The 21,308-nt window shown below is 41.5% G+C and carries 14 protein-coding genes; 5 read left to right on the top strand and 9 right to left on the bottom strand.

Going from position 1 to position 21,308, the window contains the following annotated elements:
• Positions 1–11: 11 nt before the first annotated feature.
• From GM920_RS16960 to GM920_RS16980, 5 genes are all read right to left on the bottom strand, one after another.
• Positions 12–1,256 carry an MFS transporter gene (locus GM920_RS16960; RefSeq protein WP_182959671.1) on the bottom strand — a complete coding sequence of 415 codons (1,245 nt, stop codon included), beginning with the start codon at positions 1,254–1,256 and terminating at the stop codon, positions 12–14.
• 30 nt (positions 1,257–1,286) lie between these two features.
• On the bottom strand, positions 1,287–1,511 hold the full coding sequence (locus GM920_RS16965) for a hypothetical protein (protein ID WP_182959672.1): 225 nt from the start codon (positions 1,509–1,511) through the stop codon (positions 1,287–1,289).
• Positions 1,512–1,520: 9 nt separating this feature from the next.
• A complete protein-coding gene (locus tag GM920_RS16970) occupies positions 1,521–2,111 on the bottom strand; it encodes a TetR/AcrR family transcriptional regulator (protein ID WP_182959674.1) in 591 nt (196 codons plus the stop codon).
• Positions 2,112–2,262: 151 nt separating this feature from the next.
• The gene (locus GM920_RS16975; RefSeq protein ID WP_182959676.1) at positions 2,263–2,454 is read right to left on the bottom strand and encodes a hypothetical protein; all 192 of its coding nucleotides are present in this window, start codon (positions 2,452–2,454) and stop codon (positions 2,263–2,265) included.
• A 109-nt stretch (positions 2,455–2,563) separates the two neighbouring features.
• The gene (locus GM920_RS16980; protein ID WP_182959678.1) at positions 2,564–3,025 is read right to left on the bottom strand and encodes a tetratricopeptide repeat protein; all 462 of its coding nucleotides are present in this window, start codon (positions 3,023–3,025) and stop codon (positions 2,564–2,566) included.
• Between the two features lie 201 nt (positions 3,026–3,226).
• Between GM920_RS16980 and GM920_RS16985 the strand changes: the two genes are divergently transcribed.
• Entirely contained in the window at positions 3,227–6,316 is a 3,090-nt protein-coding gene (locus GM920_RS16985; protein ID WP_182959680.1) for an AsmA family protein, read from the top strand.
• 106 nt (positions 6,317–6,422) lie between these two features.
• Here GM920_RS16985 and GM920_RS16990 read toward each other — a convergent pair whose 3' ends face one another.
• From GM920_RS16990 to GM920_RS17000, 3 genes are all read right to left on the bottom strand, one after another.
• Complete coding sequence (locus GM920_RS16990) at positions 6,423–8,645, bottom strand: GH92 family glycosyl hydrolase (RefSeq protein WP_182959682.1); 2,223 nt, start codon at positions 8,643–8,645, stop codon at positions 6,423–6,425.
• Between the two features lie 110 nt (positions 8,646–8,755).
• Entirely contained in the window at positions 8,756–10,363 is a 1,608-nt protein-coding gene (locus GM920_RS16995) for a RagB/SusD family nutrient uptake outer membrane protein (RefSeq protein ID WP_202986134.1), read from the bottom strand.
• Positions 10,364–10,382: 19 nt separating this feature from the next.
• Positions 10,383–13,463 (bottom strand): SusC/RagA family TonB-linked outer membrane protein, encoded by a 3,081-nt coding sequence (locus tag GM920_RS17000; RefSeq protein WP_235964563.1) that lies wholly within the window; start codon positions 13,461–13,463, stop codon positions 10,383–10,385.
• 173 nt (positions 13,464–13,636) lie between these two features.
• Here GM920_RS17000 and GM920_RS17005 point away from each other — a divergent pair, with 173 nt between their 5' ends.
• The 4 genes from GM920_RS17005 (at position 13,637) to GM920_RS17020 (ending at position 20,431) form a co-directional block, all read left to right on the top strand.
• Entirely contained in the window at positions 13,637–14,290 is a 654-nt protein-coding gene (locus tag GM920_RS17005; RefSeq protein WP_182959685.1) for an RNA polymerase sigma-70 factor, read from the top strand.
• Between the two features lie 38 nt (positions 14,291–14,328).
• Complete coding sequence (locus GM920_RS17010; RefSeq protein WP_182959687.1) at positions 14,329–15,408, top strand: FecR family protein; 1,080 nt, start codon at positions 14,329–14,331, stop codon at positions 15,406–15,408.
• 97 nt (positions 15,409–15,505) lie between these two features.
• Positions 15,506–18,826 (top strand): SusC/RagA family TonB-linked outer membrane protein, encoded by a 3,321-nt coding sequence (locus tag GM920_RS17015; RefSeq protein ID WP_182959689.1) that lies wholly within the window; start codon positions 15,506–15,508, stop codon positions 18,824–18,826.
• Between the two features lie 3 nt (positions 18,827–18,829).
• Positions 18,830–20,431, top strand: coding sequence for a SusD/RagB family nutrient-binding outer membrane lipoprotein (locus tag GM920_RS17020; protein WP_182959690.1), 1,602 nt, complete (start codon positions 18,830–18,832; stop codon positions 20,429–20,431).
• Here GM920_RS17020 and GM920_RS17025 read toward each other — a convergent pair.
• Positions 20,408–21,268 carry an endonuclease/exonuclease/phosphatase family protein gene (locus tag GM920_RS17025; protein WP_182959692.1) on the bottom strand — a complete coding sequence of 287 codons (861 nt, stop codon included), beginning with the start codon at positions 21,266–21,268 and terminating at the stop codon, positions 20,408–20,410. The two genes, GM920_RS17020 and GM920_RS17025, sit on opposite strands and share 24 nt — an antisense overlap.
• Between the last annotated feature and the right edge of the window lie 40 nt (positions 21,269–21,308).

Genomic DNA, 21,308 nt, shown 5'->3' on the forward strand with positions numbered 1-21,308 from the left:
TGATCTGCTGATTAAGCTTGTCCTTTCTTTTTCACCATGACATTGACACGGTACACGAAGAAACCACAAAATATAACCAGCACAGAAACCACGATACCTAAGGTATTGTAATGTTGAAGTGGGCTACTCTTAGTCTCCTGAGTCACGATTAAGCCGGCGCAAAGTGCCGCGATACCTCCTGCTACTTGTTGTAGGGAGGAATTGACGCTCATAAATGCACCCCTATCTTTCTGATCAGGGATACTCATGGTTAAGGTGGTTGCAGGGATCATCCGACTCATCATCCCCATAAAGAGAACCATGTTCAAGACCACCACCTGCCATAAAGGAATTGGAGTCAGGTTGGTATAAATCAGAATCATAACCACAGCAAGCAAAGAGCCTGCAGAAAAGATCAAAAACTTATCCATTTTATCACTCAGCTTACCGATCAGGGGCATCATGACAATAGAACCCATTCCGGTAAACATGAACACCATCGGCAGTTCTGCCTGACTGATATTGATGTTATTAATCAGGAAGGCACTTCCAAAAGGCATCAACATGAAACCTCCGACGCTTAAAAAAGCAGTGGCTAGAAATCCGGTTTGATAGGAAGGGTTAGAAACGGCATGCCAAAGGTGTAGAAAAGCATTTTTATCCGATTGTACTGCCAGATGCTGATCGATTGGTTTTACTTTGAAAATGATGGTGATCGCAATACCGATAGCCACAATTACAATCATGTAAAAAGCCGCATGCCAACCCCAGATGTTAGCCAGATAAAGGCCAATAGGGATCCCTAAAATCTGACTGGCGGCCAGGGCCATCTGCACAAATCCCATCACTCTTCCACGTTGATGAACCGCAAAAAGATCGGTGATGATCGTCATCGAGATGGCGCCAATTACCCCTCCAAAAAGCCCGGTCACGATTCTGGCTCCCAGCAACATTTCATAAGTGGTAGACATCGCGCAGCATAATGTACCTACAATAAAGCCGGTATAAAAAAACAGCAACAGCTTTTTACGGTCGAATTTATCCGCAAAACCTGCCGCCAGAATACCAGATGCCCCGGCACTAAAAGCATAGGAAGAAACCACAAGGCCGAAACCTTTTGGCGTAATTGATAAGGATTTCATCAGGAAATCGCCCAGTGGGGCCAATACCATGAAATCCAATACGATCGTAAATTGTAGTAAAGCCAATAAGGCAATGACTAGTTTTTGATAACCAGTAAAAGGCGGAGCAATCTGGCTGGGTATAGTTTCGTCCATTAAAATTTGGAGGTTATATGAATTTGTTATTTAAGTTAGTTCTTCACAATTGTAGCCATGCAGGCTCAACAGCGCAATGACATCGGCTTGTTGTACCTCATTTGAAACGATCCTCAGCACACAATCCACATCTTCCTGGTCTACGGTCCATTGGTTAATTTCATGCTGTTGCATCAGCTCAGTCATAAATTGTTTGTCAGTTGCAGTGCGGATATTCGTTTTAAATAGCAACACGCTTAATCCATTAATTTCCATGTTGGTGGTTTATTTTTTAAAAGCTTTCAATACTAAATTAAAAGAGGCCCAAAGGATTTCATCGGTCAGGATGAATGGTCTGCCACCAATGCTGCGTCCTTCGTTATGAAAACGAACCAGGGCATATAAGGGACCAAAAGCGACCGACCAATACGTTTCCATCGGCATCAAATCAATTTCTCCTTTGGCTACCGCCCTATCCATAAAGACACCGAGGGTCTGCTTAAAAGTCTCTGTCATCGATTCAAAGATCTTTTCCTGATAAGTAGAGGTCCGTAATTGTTCAATCACCTGACAAGACAATGGGTTTTCCAACATACTCTTTGCCCGGTGTTTCCACTGATGTCTTAATCCATCTTCAAAAGTGAAGTTCGGATCAAAACCTTCCAGCATCATGGCGCTTAGTTTCTGGGTTTCTTCAAGGCCTATTTGCAGGATTAAATCATCCTTATCCTTATAATAGATGTATAAAGTGGCTACGGAAATGTTGCATAATTTCGCCAGCTTAGACATGGTAAAGCCTTCAAAACCGACTTTTACCAGTAATTCTACAGCCTTCTCTTTAACCAACTCAATTTTATTTACATCTCTGATTCTCATGTCATTCTGATTGAGTCGCAAATATAAATGAATATTCATTTAGTTATGAAAAGAATTGAATAATATATTTTTAAGGCCATAAAAAACCCGGCCTATAGGGGCCGGGTTGATGTTTTTTAGATACAGAAAATGTATCTTTTTTTACTATTTCTTATCCCTCAATGGCATCAGCAAGGCTGGAACCATCCTTGGTCAATACTTGAAAGTGATTATCTTTTGATAACTTTAATAACTGATGGATAAAGGCCGTAGCGTTAGGATAGACCGATTTATCGAACTTTAGAATAGTTTCAATCTTGTTTACTGCATTAACATACTCGTCGTTTATTTCTTTTTGATTCATAACAGTTTTATTTTTAAGGTGAGATTTGATTTAGGAAACACAAAATTCAGGCCATCCCTAAAATTTTCTCTATCAAATTGTTGTTACTCAAAAAACTAAAATTCCCGGCTTATGCTTTTAGATCTGCATTGGCTTTTAAGAAGTCAAAATACTTATCTTCTTCACCATAGAAAATACCATCTGGTTCCAATAAATAAGCTTTCAAAAGATATTCTTTAGCTTTTTCTTTATCGCCTTGCTCCAGGTAGCACTCTCCTAAACGCAACATGATGAAAGGATTGTCATGCACATCCTCTGCGGTATTGCTTTTCGCAATTTCGAAAAAGCGCAATGCCGTTTTGAAATCATCTTGAAGGAAGTAAGCATCTCCAATAGAAGCATTCAACCAAACACTTTGTATATAATCATTTTGAGGTGCTGGAATTAAAGCTAAAGCTTCTTCCCATGCTCCGATAGCACTATCAAAATCATCCTCATCAATATATTCATTTCCACTTTCTGAAAGCTTTAGAATCTCGTCCGCTACCTCGGTAGAAAGCTCTGGGGCTGCACCCTTTACTTCTTCACTCATAATCTTATCTTTAAATTTTCAGGCATCACAGAATGCCGTTACAAATACAATATTCGGCTTTTTTTTGGGGAATCCCATTCTCCAGCTAATATTCTCTATGTAATTTCAGCCGGATCTCTTAAATACAAACAATTTACCGATATGTTTTTAAGCTATAAAGAATTACCTTTGACCGCTTAATACCTTAACATACACACAAGTTTGAAAAAAGTTCTTAAAATTACGGGGATCGCACTCTCCGCTATCGTATTGCTCTTATTGATTACCCCATACCTGATGCCAAAAACCATTTCCCGAGCGGTGGAAAAATGGGTAAACGGTAACATCAAAGGCGAAGTTAAATTTGAAGACAGCAGTTTGTCTTTTTTCAGACACTTTCCTTCCTTAACTTTTAGCCTTCATAATTTTACCTTAAAAGGCTCTGCCCCATTTCAGCAGGACACTTTACTGCATACCAAAGAACTTGCATTCCGGGTAGATTTAAGCACTATTTTCTCAGATCAGATCAAAATTGATCAGGTATATATCAATGAGGCCGACATCAATGTGAAAGTGGATGAAAAAGGAAATGCCAATTACAATGTGTATGAAAGCAAGCCGGATACCACACAAAAAACGACAGAAAGCGGCAATACAGCCATCAAAATCGAGGGGATCTACATTAAAAAGAGTAATCTGACTTATAATGATCAATCTGTACCGATGTTGATCAGTGCAAAAGGATTGAATTACACCGGACAGGGAGATTTCAGCAAGGCAATCTTTGATTTGAAAAGTCAGGCGAATATAGACAGCCTGGATGTGGTGTATGCCGGATCTCCTTACCTACTTGGTAAAAAGATCAATGCCAAACTGCTCACTAAAATCAACACGAATTCCCTGGATTTGATGTTTGATGAAAATGATTTACAAATCAATTCCTTACCTATTCATTTTGTAGGTCGTTTCTCTTTCATTAAAGATGGTTATGACATCAACTTTAAAACCAAAGCAAAAGAGACTGATCTTCACAATATATTTTCAGCATTACCTGCTGCGATAGCCGATCGCGTAGAGAAAACCAATATCAAAGGGTATGCAGAGATTGAAGCTTCCTTAATTGGAAAATACCTGGCAAAGAGCAACACCATGCCCACTGCGACTTTCAACATGAAAATTCGCGACGGACAAATTTCCAATCCCAAGGCACCAGAATCCATCAGTAAATTGTACCTGAACTTACAAACCAAATTACCGAGCTTAAATATGGATAGCTTGAAAATCAATATGGACAGTCTGTATTTCAATATGGGCAAAGACTATGTGAGTTCTGTGGTCAAATTAAACGGCTTGGTGACTCCAGAAATCTACATTAAAACGCATGCCTCGATAGATTTAGAGAAATGGGGGAAAATTTTCAGTGTAGACCTGATCAGAGGTCATTATGATTTCGACTTACATGCCGATGGAAAATACACCAAAAAAGTGGTTAGAACTGGCATTAGAAAAGTGGATACCGTTATCGCGACCATTCCTAAGTTCAAATTGACCTCAACCGTAAGCAAGGGTTATTTCAAATTTGCTTCTTTGCCGGCGGCGATCGATAAGATCAATTTCAGCATCAATGGAAATAACCCGGATGGTAATTATAAAAACACCAAGCTGGACATCAGCAACATCGATATCCAGGCATTGAGCAGTTACATCAGAGGCTCAGCTAAACTGCAAACTGCGGAAACCATGCCGGTTGATGTGCAACTCAAATCTATGGTCAACTTTGCAGAAATCAAGAGTTTCTACCCTTTGAAAGACTTAGAATTGAATGGAGAACTTCATGTAGACCTACAAAGTAAGGGTGGCTACAATAAGCTTAAAAAGCTATTCCCTGTAACTACCGCAGCTATTCAACTGGCAAACGGAAGAATTAAAACGGCACATTTCGACCAGCCTTTAGAGAAAATCGTCATTGACGCTACCCTGGTCAATAACGATGGTAAGCTAAAAGGTACCCAATTGAACATCAAACCGATCTCTTTCCAGATGGCTGGACAACCTTTTATGTTGAAAGCAGATGTTAAGAATTTTGAGAATGTGGCTTACAATGTCAGCTCTAAAGGAACGATTGACATTGGCAAGATGTACCAGTTTTTTGCCGTAAAAGGATACCAGGTTAAAGGTTCTATTTTCACGAATGTTTCTTTTAAAGGATTGCAGAGCGATGCGATGAATGGTCGATACCATAAATTGAATAACCGTGGTCGTGTGGTGATCAAATCACTAAACCTGGAGTCGGATATGTTCCCAAAAACATTCCTGATCAGGAACGGTGTATTCTCTTTTGCGCAGGATAAGATGAAGTTTGAGAACTTCCAGGCCAGTTATGGTAAATCTAACATCAACATGAAAGGTTACCTGGGCAATATCATCAATTATGCACTTTCTGATAAAGCCAAACTAACCGGTAACTTTACCATGGATACCAAAGCGCTGTATGCCGATGAGTTTATGGCTTACAATGGCGTTCCGGTTGAAGCATCAGGCAAGCCGATCGCCAGCAATGGGGTCATCATCATTCCAAACAACCTCAATGTAGAAGTTAACGCGAATGCGGGTACCGTATATTACAACGACCTGAAAATTAAAGATGCAAAAGGTACGCTGGCACTCAACAACGGAACCATGTCTTTAAAGCAGGCTAGTTTTAACATGATCGATGCGCCGGTATTGATGGATGCTACCTATAAAAGTTTAACCCCCAAATCGGCTACTTTCGATTATCATTTGACAGCCAAAGAATTCGACATTGCGAAGGCCTATAAAGAGATCAAATTGTTCCGTGAAATGGCAACTTCTGCTGGAAAAATGAAAGGCATGATCGGTTTAGATTACCAGCTTTCTGGAAAACTGAATCAGGATATGTTCCCCGTTTTCCCTTCCTTGAAAGGTGGAGGTGTGCTTTCCCTAAAGAAAATCAGCATGAGCGGATTTAAGCTGATGAATGCGGTAGGTAAAGCGACCAAACGAGATAGTTTAAGTAATCCTGACCTATCTGAAGTCAACATTAAAACGACCATCAACAACAACATCATTACTATTGAAAGGTTCAAAATGCGTGTTGCAGGATTCAGACCTCGATTTGAAGGTCAGGTGAGCTTTGATGGAAGGTTAAATTTAAGCGGCAGATTGGGGCTCCCTCCTTTCGGATTGATTGGCATTCCATTGAGTGTTACCGGAACCCAGGATAAACCTAAAGTTGCACTCAAAAGAAACAAAGACGCAAAGCTAGAAGAAACCGAAGACGATTCTGAATAAATCACCTCGTTTTTACGTATAAAAAAACACCCTGTAACTTATTATAGTTACAGGGTGTTTTTGCTTTCAAGCCTTTAGGCAAAAAATGCTGCTTCAGCGAGCGCTTTTATTTTAAGGTGATCGATTTAGGACGGTCTGCCGGGTTTACACCCCAGGTAGCAGAAGGCTTGCTTCCCATGAATAGGGTTAACGTACTGCCTGAAACCAGGTCCTTGTGTGATAAATAAGACTTTTTATAAGGTTTGCCATTCAGCATGGCTTTTTGAATGTACTTGTTCGTTTTGCTGTTGTTTACTGTTTTCAATTGAAACTTTTTGTTTCCTGGCAAAGCAATTACGGCTTCGTTTACCAGTGGAGAACCGAATACATAAGTGCCATTGGCCGGGTTAACCGGATAAAAGCCCATTGCAGAAAACACGTACCAGGCAGACATCTGACCTAGATCTTCATTACCACAAAGACCATCTGGCTTATTGGTATATAAAGAATCTGTAATCTGGCGGACAAGATCTGCCGTTTTCCATGGCTGGCCTGCAAAAGCATATAGATAAGGGATGTGGTGATTGGGCTCATTTCCTTGTGCATATTGACCGATCAATCCGGTGATATCAGGTGAACTGCCTTCTCCCATTTCAGAGCTCATGCTAAACAAAGTATCTAGTTTATTGGTAAAAGGGCGATCTCCACCAAATAAGGCGATCAATCCTTCTGGATCCTGTGGAACCAACCAGGTATATTGCCAAGCATTACCTTCGGTATAATCGTCTTCACGGTGTTTCGAAGAAACCGGATTGAATGGCGTACGCCATGCTCCATTTTCCAGTTTACCACGCATAAAATTAGTTTTGGTATCGAAATACTTGTTGTACAATTTGGCGCGCTCAGAGAAGTATTTATAGTCATCACTTTTCCCCATTGCTTTTGCCATCTGGGCGATGCACCAATCGTCAATGGCATATTCCAATCCTTTGGCCACAGATTCAATGACACGCTCCGAAGGAATGTATTCCAGTTTTGCTGCGTAATCAATTCCTTCTACTTTTTGCATGGCTGAATGCTTAATGGCTTCGTAAGCCAGGTTCACATCAAAACCTTTGAAACCTTTTAAATAAGCATCTACAATAATCGGAACCGCATGGTAACCAATCATCGTATTTGTTTCATTTCCCATCAGGTGCCATACCGGAAGTTTACCTTGTTGCTTATAAATGGCCAGGAAAGAATTGATCACATCGGATACTTTATCCTGGTGTAAAATGGTAAATAAGGGATGGTAAGCACGGTAAGTATCCCAAAGAGAGAAAGTAGTATAATTGGTGAATCCAGGTTTATGGTATACCTTTTTATCGGTTCCTCTGTAATCTCCATTCATATCATCAAATATGGATGGTGCGATCATCGTATGATATAACGCAGTGTAGAAAGTCTTTTTAGTCTCTTCATCTGCGGTGATTTTCAATTTTGAGAACTCCTTTTCCCATTTGTTATCCGCTTGCTGATGTACTTGATCAAAATCCCATCCTGGAATTTCGGCAGCGATATTGGCTAAAGCATTTTCGTAACTCACTGGAGAAAGTCCAACTTTAAGCTTCAGCACAGCTTGGTTAATGGCATCGAAATGTAAGACCGCTTTTACGCCTTTACCTTTCAATTCCTGACCACTTTTCATCATGCTACTGCTGTCAGAAAGTGCTAAGCTTTTCAATGGTTGAGAAATTTTAACGGCAAAGTACAGGCGTTGGTCATTGGCCCATCCTTTAGAAAAACGATAACCGACCAATGTGGTGGCATCTAATTGTTTCACAAAAGTTTCTACTGGAGTATCCCATCCTAAACCTGCTTTCAAGTCGATCATCACATGGGGCTGATCCTGACCTTGTCCAAAGGTGTATTTGTGGAAACCTACTCTTTCAGAACTGGTCAATTCTGCTTTGATTTTATATTTATCCAGCATCACGCTGTAATATCCTGCTTTCGCAACCTCATGATCATGAGAGAAAGTAGATACATAGTTTTGTTGTGAGGGCCCTGTAGCCGGCATCACCAGAATATCATTCAGGTCGCCGATTCCGGTACCACTCAAATGGGTATGAGAGAATCCAATAATGGTGTTACTGGCATAATTGTAACCACTGCACCAGTCCCAGCCTCCAAAAACATTAGTCGGTCCCAGCTGAACAGCCCCGAAAGGGACGTTAGCGCCAACAAATACGTGGCCATGGGCCGCAGAGCCAATATGTGGATCTACGTATTTAGTGAGTCCGTTTTGAGCAAAAACCTGCCCCACAGAAAGCAGGATGCCCAGAAATAAAAGGTATTTACGCTTCATCAATTCGTTAGTATATAGTGAATATTGGCGCCGAAGTTACAAATATTTGTCCTGCAGCAGTATCCGGAACAGAAATCCATTCCAGATATTGCTGCTGCAAGACAAACAATTTAATTTTTCTTATCCCACCATAACTTAGTACCTCCGTTATCGGGACCACCACCAAGCAATGAAATGGCTTTAGTTACCTCTTCCCTGTTGTTTTTATACTCATCATCTGAGAAAGGTAACCTGCGGATTTGCAGGTCTGTATTGATCGTTCCACCACTTTGATTGGTCACTACCGGGAAGATTTTCGGATATCCAGTACGTCTGAATTCTGACCATGCCTCCATCCCATCAGGGAAAATAGCGATCCATTTCTGCGTGATGATGCGTTCTAATTTCTGCTCTGCACTTGCTGCCTCATCCCATTTCACAGTAGTTTTACTTAATAAAGGAGAGTTGGCAGGCACATTATTAGCTGCATTGATTGGGTCAGTATAAGGCGCTTGCGTACCTGTATTATTGGCCAGATAAACATCAAGTCCACTTGCATTCACCTGTTCAAAAGATAGCTTCACCCCTGCTTCATAGAAAGATTTAGCAGTACCACCCATGTTCCATCCTTTTAACGCGCCTTCCGCACGAAGGAAAGATACCTCTGCAGCACACATATATTGAACCGGAGTACTTTCTTTTAAGCTGGAAGAAGAAGAATTGAAGTAGCCATCAGGTTTACCACTAAAAGCAATCCCATTACGTACCCCTTTATAATCACCTGGAACAACTTTAGAAAGCAGAAAATACTTACTCAATCGAGGATCGTCAAAGCCCTTTAAAATAGACTCTGCTGAAGCATTCATACGCGTATCATTGTAAGAGATATCATCTACCCAAAGTCCATTTCTGGTAGGTACACCTTTACCGGCAACCACCAAAGCATTATCGCTATTGGTCAATAAAAGACCATTACCATCATTTACGGCTTCTTCTGCTTTAGTTTTTGCTAAAGCTGGATCTGCGTAAGAGATGCGCAATGCCAATCTCAATTTCAGGGAGTTGGCAAACTTGATCCATTGTTTGATATTTCCATCATATACCAGGTCAAATCGACTTAGGGAATTATCTGTTGGATTTTTAACCATAAACTCTGAAAGCGTTTTAATGGCGCCATCCAGTTCCGCAAAGAAAGCAGTGTACACGGTTTTCTGATCATCATACGGAGTACTCAACACTCCGGTTCCGAATTTGGTATAAGGAATTGGGCCATAAACATCTGTTACGCGGTGCATCCCTTCTACTCTTAGAATATCAGCAATAGCAATATATTGAGGATTCGCTGTGGCACGTTTATGAACTTCTCTCCAGCTGTTCATAATTCCGCTGAAGCCTACTTTAAATGGCCATAAGTTCCATCCGGTTTTTAAAGCGTAGGTGGAGTTGTTAGGCCCACCAAAATCACCCGGAGGCGCAAAGTAACCCGAGAAAATATCGGCGTTTAAGTTTTGCTGAAGCTGATAAGTGTAATCGTCATTTGTTTTACAATAGAAGACGTTCACTTGCATTTCAGGAAGGAATATCCCTGCTGAAATATTGTCTTTCTGCAAATCTTCTTCTGTTAATCCGTTTGGATTGGTGTTATATACATCATAGTTTTTTGTACAAGAACTTTGAGTCATGACAAGCGATAACGCAACTAAGGCGCCAAGCCCGGTTTTTTTAATTAAAGTTTTCATATTAAATGAATCTTGGTGCTTAAAATGTGAAATTAACGTTGAAACCAATGCTTCTTAAACTTGGCATTGCGAAATCATCAAAGCCTTGGTAGGCGTTTCCGGTTAAGGTGATTACATCCGGATCAAACGGTGCTTTCTTATAAATCATCCATAAGTTTCTTCCGATCACAGACACCTGAATCTTTTGTATTTTGTTGTTAAATACTTGTGCAGGGAAAGTGTAGCCTAAAGAAAGCTCACGCAAACGAACGTTTGTAGCGCTATAGACATATGGAGTCAGTTCTGAAGAGATTCTACCATAATATTGTTGAGTTGCATCTACCCCATTGGCGATGATACCCCCCGCATTACGGCTGTCGGCAGTTCTTTGAGACATTCCAAATTTATCCAGTGTTCGTTCTGTATTAGAGATCACTTCTCCACCAATTCTACTGTCGACTAAGAAATTCAGGTTAAAGTTTTTATACTTAAAACCATTGTTCATACTCAACATATATCTAGGGTTCACATTCCCTGCAGTGATTAAATTATTGGAATATTGAGGTAAACCTTTATCATCTAAAACAAGTCCACCATTGGCATCTCTCTGGAAGTCTTTCACTTGAATTTCCCCATAAGCACCACCTTTTCTGATCACAGAAGAACCACCCAATTGAATCTGTTTTACATCAATAAACTGACCAGTTGCCGGGTCATTATAGCTGTATAGGTCAATAATTTTGTTGCGGTTGAAAGAGAAGTTAATATTTGGCGTCCAGCTCAGTTCTCCAAATTGCGCACGATAACCTAAACTCATTTCTAAACCTTGATTCTGTACATCACCTGCGTTTAGATCGTAAGTTTTGTAACCTACCGTTTCAGAAACGTTTACACGGAAAAACTGGTTCACGGTATGCGTTTTATAATAGGTTGCATTTAAGCTCAACTTGTTATCCATAAAACGTAAATCTGTTCCAATTTCAAAAGATTTACTACGTTCTGGCTTCAGGGTGCTGAAAGGTTTTCCTGTAAAAGGAACAATTGCACCACCATTGATTGGGTAAGTAGGGTTTGTGGCATAAGCATAGGCTTGTGGAATTGCATTTCCTACTTCTGCATAAGACAACCTTAGTTTCGCAAAAGAGATAAATTCAGGCAGTTTGGCCATCTCTGATACTACTGCACTTAAACCTACTGAAGGATAAAAGAAAGGCTTTGGCAAAGTAGAGTTCCAGTCGTTACGGCCGGTTACATCCAAAAACAAGTAATTTTTATAGCCAAAAGTAGCGGTCATAAATGCCGCTTGATTTTGCTCACGATAAGCATTAGGAACCGGTTTCAGGTTTGCCTGAGTCACATTTAGCAAACTAAAAAAGTTTGGCACTTTATAAGGATCTAATGGGCCACCAATGGTTAAACCTTTGATGGTTAGATTTTGTAAACTGGCACCAGCGGTCGCATTCAGACTGAAATCACCGAAAGTCTTGTTGAAGTTCAATAGTAAATCTGCGTAAGTCTGACTGTTTAAATTGTCAAGGCTCGTATAGTTACCGTTTGGACTATTTCCTGATAAATTACCTAGGGTAGTTGCATAGATTTTAGTTTCTCCCTGATCTGTACTTCTATCCATTCTCACACGTCCTTGCAGATTCAGGTAATCTGTAAAGTTATATTTGGCGGTAAAGGAACCTACCACTCTGGCTCTTTGCACCTGGAATAGGTTGCGGTTGGTAATCCAATAAGGGTTTTGCATATTTATACCACCATCACCATAGGCCCAATTTTGGGTATTAATCTTACGGATAGGATCGAATACTTCATAGTTCTTCACGTTATTGAAGTTTTCTGAAGCACCAGGAAACAGGTATACTGAGGTCAAAGGGTTATAATACTGACCTTGACCTGGCATGTTCTGCGTTTTCTGGTAGATATATTCTGCTCTGGCATCCAGGTTCAGCTTATTGTCAAAATAAGAAGAGGTATTTCTGAAAGAGAAGTTGTAACGATCTAGTTTATTGTTTGGGATAATTCCTTCTGCATTTGTGGCAGCTGCCGAGAATAAACTCTGGTTTTTCTCTGTACCTCCGGAGATGGAAAGCGCATTGGTATAGGTTTTTCCAGTTTGGAAGAAATCTTCCGGGCTATAGCTTCCTGGTGTTGCAGCTTTAGGACCCCATCCATTATAGGCAGGTGTTCCTCCCGCTGTTGCAGGTGCTGGCGTGCCGTAGGTATTTTGCGTTTTAGGCAGAATAAATGGGTTGTCAAAAGTAGTGCTGGAATTGAAATTCACTGCCGTTTTACCTGCTTTACCTTTTTTTGTGGTGATTAAGATCACCCCGTTTGAAGCTTGTCCGCCGTAAAGTGCCGAAGCTGAGGCACCGCTCAAGACACTTACTTCTTCGATGTCTTCCGGGTTTAAATTAGAGATCCCGTCGCCGCCATCGCTGATTTGAAAACCATCGGTAGTCCCTGCTCCGCTTAGGCTTGGCAAAGGTACCCCGTCTACTACATATAGTGCATTGTTGTTTCCGCTAATGGATTTATTTCCACGAAGTACTGCTTTGGTAGATCCTCCAGGAGCAGAAGAGTGGGTTAGCGTTAAACCAGATACTTTACCGGTTAAACTGTTCACAAAACTTGGGTCTTTAACTTCGTTTACCTCTTTGGAGCTTAAAGTCTGTACATTATAGGTTAAAGATTTCGTAGATTTCTTGATACCTAAAGCGGTAACGACTACCCCTTCCAGATTTTGAGCATCTTCGGCTAAGACTACGTCAATTGTACCTTGCGAGGAAACAGTAACTTCCTTACTTTGGTAGCCTACATAAGAAAACACAAGCACATCGCCAGCTTTGGCATTGATGCTGTATTGTCCACTGGCATTGGTTTGTGTGGTCTGTCCGGAACTTTTCACTTTAACAGACACGCCAGGTAGCGTTCCACCTTTGTTGTCTTTTACAGTTCCTTTGATGGTTTCCAGAAAATAAGGCTTGTTGAGCCCTGAAGAAACTGGTCTGAGGGCGGGAATTGCCCCGAATTTTTCAGTCTTTACTGTTGCAAATAGATTTGCAGAAGCGTAAAGCAATAAACACGTCAGTTGTAATGGTTTTCTCATTTCCATTGATACGGTTAAGTTTTTTATTTGGTTAGCTATACCGTTTTACCATTAGCATGATAAAGGCGATATCTGTAAAGACCCATTCCCCTTAGAAATTGCCTACAAGGAATTCATTTATTTTGAAGATTATTTTTAATCCCTATCTTGCGCCTCTAAATACTGCTAACCACAAGCCCTTGAAAATCGTTAAGCCTGACTTATCCAGTCTGTGGACAAAGATTTGTACCGAAGATGACATCTCATCTTTCGAGGCTTTATACCATTTACTTGGCAGCAGATTACTTCGCTTCTCCATCTATTATGTTTCCAGCAAAGAGGTTGCTGAAGAAATTGTTTCTGAGGTATTTGTGAAATGTTGGGAAAACCGGAAAGCAAGCATGCATGTGCTCAATCCGGAAACCTATTTATTTGCCGCCATCAGAAATCAGTCTTTAAAATACCTGAGGAAGCATCAGCAAATTCATTTGGTAGAGATAGACGATCAACATGAACAATTATTTGTAGCAGAGAGCAACCCTCAAAAAGAACTGGAGCGGAAAGAATTACAACGCAAACTCGATGAGGCCATTGATACACTACCTCCTCAGGCCAGATTGGTTTTTAAACTGATTAAGGAGAATGGGATGAAATATAAAGAAGTGGCCGAAATCCTGGAAATATCTCCAAGAACAGTACAAACACAACTTTTTAGGGCCATTGCCAAGCTTAGAGTTGTGCTTAGTGCTTATCGCGAGATAGATCAGAAAAGTAATCTTCCTGACCATGCGATCGGTTTAATCTTAATTTTAGCACTAATGAACTATATTTTCATCTTTTGTAGGCAATTTTAGAAAATATGGGAACCTTATTAATAACACGGTAAAAGAAAATGAACGATCAAAGATTTACAACATTGCTGAGTAAAATGCTCGCGGATGAAATTTCCCTCGATGAACATAAAGAATTTATGTCCATGCTGGAGGGTAATGCCGCTTATCAGCAAGAATATAGATCTTTAACCCATTATTTTGAACCAGAAGAGGAGGTTGCAGCTGTAAAACCGGATATGGCGCTTCTTTTTGAAAAGATCAAAGGAAAAATTGAAATACCGGAGTCCAATCCAAGGGAAAAACCAGAAGACCATCAGGAGGCTGTTTTACTTAAAAAATCTAGTTTTGGAACCTGGTATCGCATTGCTGGGATTTTAGCCCTGGGAATTTGTTCCTTTGCCGCTTACCAATTCTTGATCAAAAGCAAATCCGATGCTTCGCTATTGGCCTTGAATTGGAAAACGCTAAACACCCCGAGCCGCCTTACAGAAAAATTGGTCCTGGCAGATGGGACCACGGTCACTTTAAACTCCGAAACCCAACTTAAGTACCCTGCTGAATTTAGCGGAGCTAGTCGGGAAGTATACCTGACTGGGGAAGCTTTTTTTGACGTGAAGAAAGATGCAGAACATCCATTTGTGATTCATACCGATAAAATGAGCATCAAAGTATTGGGTACTTCTTTTGATGTTAAAGCGTATAAAAACGACCGTGATTACAGCACCAGCTTGCTCAGCGGTGCCATTCAGATCCAACTGAAAGCTACTAAAAAGCAAATCCTCTTGAAGCCTTCTGAAAAGTTCAGTCTTCAAAACAAGGCTAATCCAGGGGCAGATACACTGGCTTATTCCATCAGTACTTTAAGTTTGCTGGAAGCTGGGGAAAATCCCGCTACTGCCTTTATGGAAACCTCCTGGTTGAATCATCAGTTGAGATTTAAGGAAGAACCCTTCGAAGTGCTGGCCAATAACCTATCCAGGTGGTATGGTGTTCAGATTATCTTTAAAAACGAGAAGTTAAAAGATGTCAAATTTACCGGGCTTTTCGAAAAAGAGAATTTGAATGAGGCCTTAAAAGTATTGCAATTGATTGAATCCTTTCAATATAAAATAGCAAACAAAACTGTTTATATTTATTAATTTGGCCGCCGGAGTATCATCTGGCAATCCGTCAGGTTAATTTTCCTACTGATTTACGAATAGGGGCGAAATCAGAAATACCAAATATAAATAGCGCATGAAATTACCAGGGTGGTTTGTCTTTTTTTTGACCATAGTTGTTGTTATGGACAGCTATGCGCAAGACGCCCCAGGCAACGTCAGCTTAGCGCTAAAATCAGTAAGTTTCAAGAAAGTGATCACTGCCATTGAGCAGCAAACTAAATATCATTTTGTGTTTAGCGAGCGCAAAATCCCAGTTAAAAAGATCAGCATTAACGTCCGGGATACACCGGTGTTAAAGGTATTGGATCAGATTTTTGCGGAATCCGACTATACCTATCAATTGCTGCCAAATCAACTGATCGTTATCCGTAGAAACGAGGAAGAAAACCAGCTCCGGATGATTACTGGGAAAGTGCGCAATGAAGCCGGACAGCCTTTGGCTGGCGCTGCAGTGAAGGTAAAAGGAACCAACTATGCAACCATGACTGATGGTAAAGGAGAATTCTCGATTCCAGTATTTAGGAAATCTATCCTACAGGCCACTCAGGTCGGCTATCAAAAAGCAGAGCTTCCGGTAAAAGAAAGCGATCAAGTCCTCCTTAATATGGTTCCGAAAACCAATGAGTTGGAGGAAGTGGTGGTTACGGCCTTAGACATTAAAAAAGAAGAAAGGAAGATCGGTTATTCTATATCTACTATTTCCGGTGAATCCATCAGTAAAGCCAGAACCTCTAACGTTATCCTCGCTTTAGAAGGTCAGGTATCAGGACTCAATATCAATGGTGTATTTGGGGGCGCCTCCTCTTCTGCCAAAATCCTGCTTCGGGGCGCAGCCAGTATGAATGCCGGAAGCCCATTATTTGTGGTTAACGGAGTTCCGATAGACAATACCCAGCGAGGCAGTGCCACCGAATATGGAGGTGCAGATTATGGTGACGGCATCAGCAACATCAACCCGGATGATATAGAAAGTATTACCGTATTGAAAGGTTCTGCTGCATCCGCATTGTATGGAGCCCGGGCAGCCAATGGTGTCATCATCATTACCATCAAAAGAGGTACAAAAAATGATACTGCTATTGAATACAATACCAACCTTTCTTTTGATAGCCCCATCAACAATACAGATTTTCAATATGTCTACGGACAAGGCACGCAAAACCGTCGGCCAACAAACCTCTCCGCTGCTATTGCCTCTGGTGCTTCCAGTTGGGGAGACCCCATGGATGGCCTCCCATTCCTGCAGTTTGATGGAAAAATTTATCCTTACAGTCCGGTAAAAGATAATATCCAGGCCTTTTACAGAAAAGCCACTGCCTTTACCAATACCATTTCTTTCAGTGGAGGAGATGAAAAGCGCATGTTTAGACTCTCTGCAGCCAATCTGGACCATCAGTCGCTCCTGAAAAATGGGAAACTCAATAGAAAAACCATCAACTTGTATACGGCTTACGAGCTCAACAAGCAGCTCAGCATTACTTTTAATGGAAACTATATTTATGAGCAAAATAAAAACAGGTCTTACCTGAGTGATGGTACCTTAAACCCGAACTATGGAATTGCGAGTCTCGCCAGCTCGGTCAACCAAATCGCACTTTCTCCGGGTTTTGACCCGATAACCGGAAGGGAAAGCAGCTGGAATAATGATGAGTACAAAACGAATCCTTATTTTATGCTCAACAAACAGGCAGACCTCAGCACCCGTCACCGCTTCATCAGTTCCAGTGCGATCAAATATAAATTTACGGATTGGCTGTATCTTCAGGGGAGATTTGGTTACGATATCAGCACCGACAAAATCATCAGCATCATCCCTTATGGCGCCGGCTTTTCCATCAACGGAGAAGGTGGACTGAACTCCTATAAACGAACGCAGATTTCAGAGCTGAACAGTGACCTTTTGCTGGCTGCTAACAAAAATATATTAAAAGACCTCAATCTGGATGTTTCCATAGGCGCCAATTACCGCAACAGACAAGGAGAACTTTCTGATGCCCGGGGAAACCAATTTATCATCCCCTATCTCTATACGCCCGGCAATCTGGTGACCAAGGAAGACATCCATTCGCAGGCAAAAATAGTGACGCAATCTGCTTATTATACCCTCGACTTAAACTACAAGAAACTACTGAACTTCTCGGCTACCGGCAGGTATGATGTCTATTCTACCCTTCCCAGTAACAACAGAGGGATTTTTGTACCTGGCATCTCGGGGAGTTTCATCTTCTCCGACCTCCTGCATTCCAAATCCTTGAACTACGGAAAGATCAGGGCCAGCTTTGCCAAAACAAGTGGGGAGCCTGCGCAACCCTATATTACCCAAACCTATTACAATACGGACAACCTGATCAATGGAATACCTGTAGGTAATTATTTAAGGGCCTTACCAAATTATAGCTTAAAGCCTTTTACTTTAGATGAATTTGAAACTGGAATAAACCTGAGGTTCTTCAATAGCAGACTGGATTTAGACCTGACCTGGTTTCATCGGACCACCCACAATGAGATTGTCAGCGCTGCACAATCGGTCACCACCGGCTTCACTTCTGCTTATGTGAACCTGGGAAAAACACAAAATATAGGCACGGAGATCAATATCCAGGGTATCCCTATTCAATCTGAGCGGTTCAGCTGGAAAACCGGATTCAATTTTAGCCATATTTACAACATATTGCGCTCCATAGATGGCAGCAGTCAGTATTCCTTAACTGGCACTTACCGCCCACTCAATGCGAATACGGCAATGGTAGTGGGAAAATCGATTACGCAGATTATGGCTTACGACTATCAAAGAACAGCCGATGGAAAAGTGATTATTGGTACGGATGGCGTTCCCAAACGTGGCGAATTAAAGCCAATGGGCAGCACCCTACCTAACTTTTACGGTGGATTTATCAATAGCTTTTCCTATAAAAACTTCAGTCTTTCTTTCCTGATAGATTTTAAGTTTGGGCAAAAGATCTTATCTGCTACGGAGAACTATTCCTATGTGAATGGCTTTAATCAAGCTACGCTGATTGGAAGAGCAAACGGTGTCATTGCCGATGGCGTTCAGGCGGATGGCAGCACCAACACGATTAACGTTCCAGCGTACAATTACTATCCTCAACTTGCCACCAATATCTCTGCGCTTTCCGTGTTAAACGGAAGTTTCATCAAGTTCAGGCAGCTGATCTTTGGGTATACCATCCCTCAGCGGAGCATCAGAAACACCCCTTTCCGCAACATTAGCATCGACTTTGTGGGCAGAAACTTGTGGACTTTACTCAAATACACGAAAAACATAGATCCGGAATCGGAATTCTCCTCCAGCCTTAACTATGCCGGAATTGAAGGTGCTTCCTTACCGGCAACCAGAACTTTTGGCATCAACCTGAACTTTAAACTGAAATAAGATATGAAAAAGCAGCTACTCCTTTCCCTCGCTTTTTTACTCAGCATTCATTTTAGCTGTAGCAAGGCAGAATTAGATAAAATCGATACCGATCCTACCAAATCTACGGAGGAGAATTTTGACCCCAATTACCTGCTTTCTGCTGCCCAGCTCAGGTTTGCAAATAAAGGTTATTATCAGTTGCTCTATCCCAGCACCATGATGCAGCTCTTGGCTTCGACTTACTATTACTACAATAACGGCGATAAATACATCAATGTGGCCAATTTCACCGATTACCAGGGAAGGGTATTTGATGAAGGCTATGCGGAAGCTTCCGGCATTCGTGAAATGCAAAGACTCGCTAAAGACAAGGATCCCGTTCAATACACTAATCTGGTGGCCATCGGCGACCTTATGTTTGTCCTCTTCTTACAAAGAATTACAGATATGTATGGTGATGTCCCTTATCAGGACGCCGGGAAGGGACGCTTGGGGATCAAATATCCGGTTTATGACCGCCAGGAAGAGATTTACAGTGCCATGTTAAGCGACATTGAGCTCGCCATTAAACAACTCAACCCCGAACTTCCCAGCCCTACTGCCGATCTTTTTTACAAAGGCGACTTAAAGAAATGGCGCAAATTTGGCTATAGCCTGATGCTTCGTGTAGCGATGAGGCTTAGTAAAGTGGATCCGGAGAAAGCCAGATTATGGACGGAAAAAGCAGCTGCTGGAGGCACCTTTGCAGATATTTCCGACAATGCCTTCATCAGCATGGATGCTTCCAATTACAGCAGTCAGAATGGGATCTCCCTCGCCCTGCGTACCCTCTCCGATTACCGGGAGGTTCGTTGGAGCAAAACCCTGATTGACCAGCTTAAAAGAACAAATGACCCGCGTTTAAGTGTGATAGCGGAGATTCCTGCTGCTGGCTTTGCCAATAACAACAATCAGAATCTTGCTGGAAACAGCAATCCTGAGCTACAGCGTGGATTGCCAAACGGATATGACCTCAGCGGTGGAAAAACAGATATTCAGTTTGCTCCGGAATATCCGGGGGGCACTGGAAATGAAAATGATTTTGCGCCTTTAGGGAAGTATTCCAGGCCAAGAACCGCTGTTTACCTGAAGCTTGGCGGTCCCATTTTTATCCTGACTTATGCAGAAACCGAATTGCTACTTTCGGAGGCTGCTTTGAGGGGTTGGGCGGTCAATGGAACTGCCGCTACTCATTATCAGAATGGTTTAAAAGGCGCTTTACAAGCCACTGCACAGCTTGATCCTCTGGCAAACATACCTACCGTTGATATAGATAGCTACTTAAAGGCCCAACCATTAGATGAAAGCACCAAGGAGAAAGCATTAGAAATGATCAATACCCAATATTGGATCAGTACAGGCACGATGTTTAACTTTATTGAGGCCTGGTTCAATTGGAAAAGATCTGGTTACCCGGTTCTTAAACCGATCAATTACCCTGGAAATGTAACCAATGGCAGCATCCCGAGAAGAATGATTTACCTATCTACGGAAATATTGAACAACACAGAAAACTATAAGGCGGCCGTTGCCCGCCTACCTGGAGGTGATGTGCTCAGCTCAAGAGTGTGGTGGGACCAGTAAAATACTGATCGGATAATGATCCGAGAGCTGGTCGGTCATGGCATCTTTTACGATAATGGGTTTCGTTGCATTTTTCAGTAAATCAGGGGATACAAAAATATAATCGATTCTTTCTTTAGCGGAATCAGGAACCGGGCCAAAAACCATGGTCGGGTAACTAAAATTGAAACCTTTTACTTTCATTGTCCAGGTGTCTAAAAAGCCCTTCTGGATAAAATAAGCAGGAATTCCGTAATCCAGTAATCCATGATTTGCATTGCTGATCTTGCTGCTGCTATCGCTGCGCAACATCGGCGTTAATCGGTCATGACGGTTATAGGCCATGCTATCCGTTGCCGCAAGGCTATTTAGATCTCCCATAATCAGGATTTTTTTGGAAATAGACCAACGTTCCAGGCTATCGGTAATTGTAGTCACTTCTTCCCTCCTTTTCTCATGAGAAAAAGGCGATAAATGTACCACCACGAAGTTCAAACCTTCAATTTTCGCAGTCATAAAACCATGGTGCATCCCTGCGATTACTTTTTTCACCTCTGTAATCGGATGCTTAGAAGAAATTCCCACGGAATATCCCGTTTCTTTAGCCAATGCAGTATAAGGGTGGCCAATCGCTTCTCCTAAAGATTTCAGTTCAGATGCAGTAATATTGACTAGCTCTTGATAAGCGATCACATCAGCCTCCTGGCTTTTTGCCCAGGTCACAAAACGTGCTTTACGGTCTGCCTCAGCTTCAAAGTAATTGTATACGTTATAAGAAATGATTTTGAGTGCAGTTTGTGCTTTTAAGAGCTGAGTTGTTGTCAACAGTAAGAAAAGAAAAAGGATGATACGCTTCATACCGCCTAAAATAGAAGAATAATTATAGAATCTGCTGAAT

Origin of the sequence: Pedobacter gandavensis, assembly GCF_014172405.1 — a bacterium.
GTDB classification, from domain to species: Bacteria; Bacteroidota; Bacteroidia; order Sphingobacteriales; family Sphingobacteriaceae; genus Pedobacter; species Pedobacter gandavensis.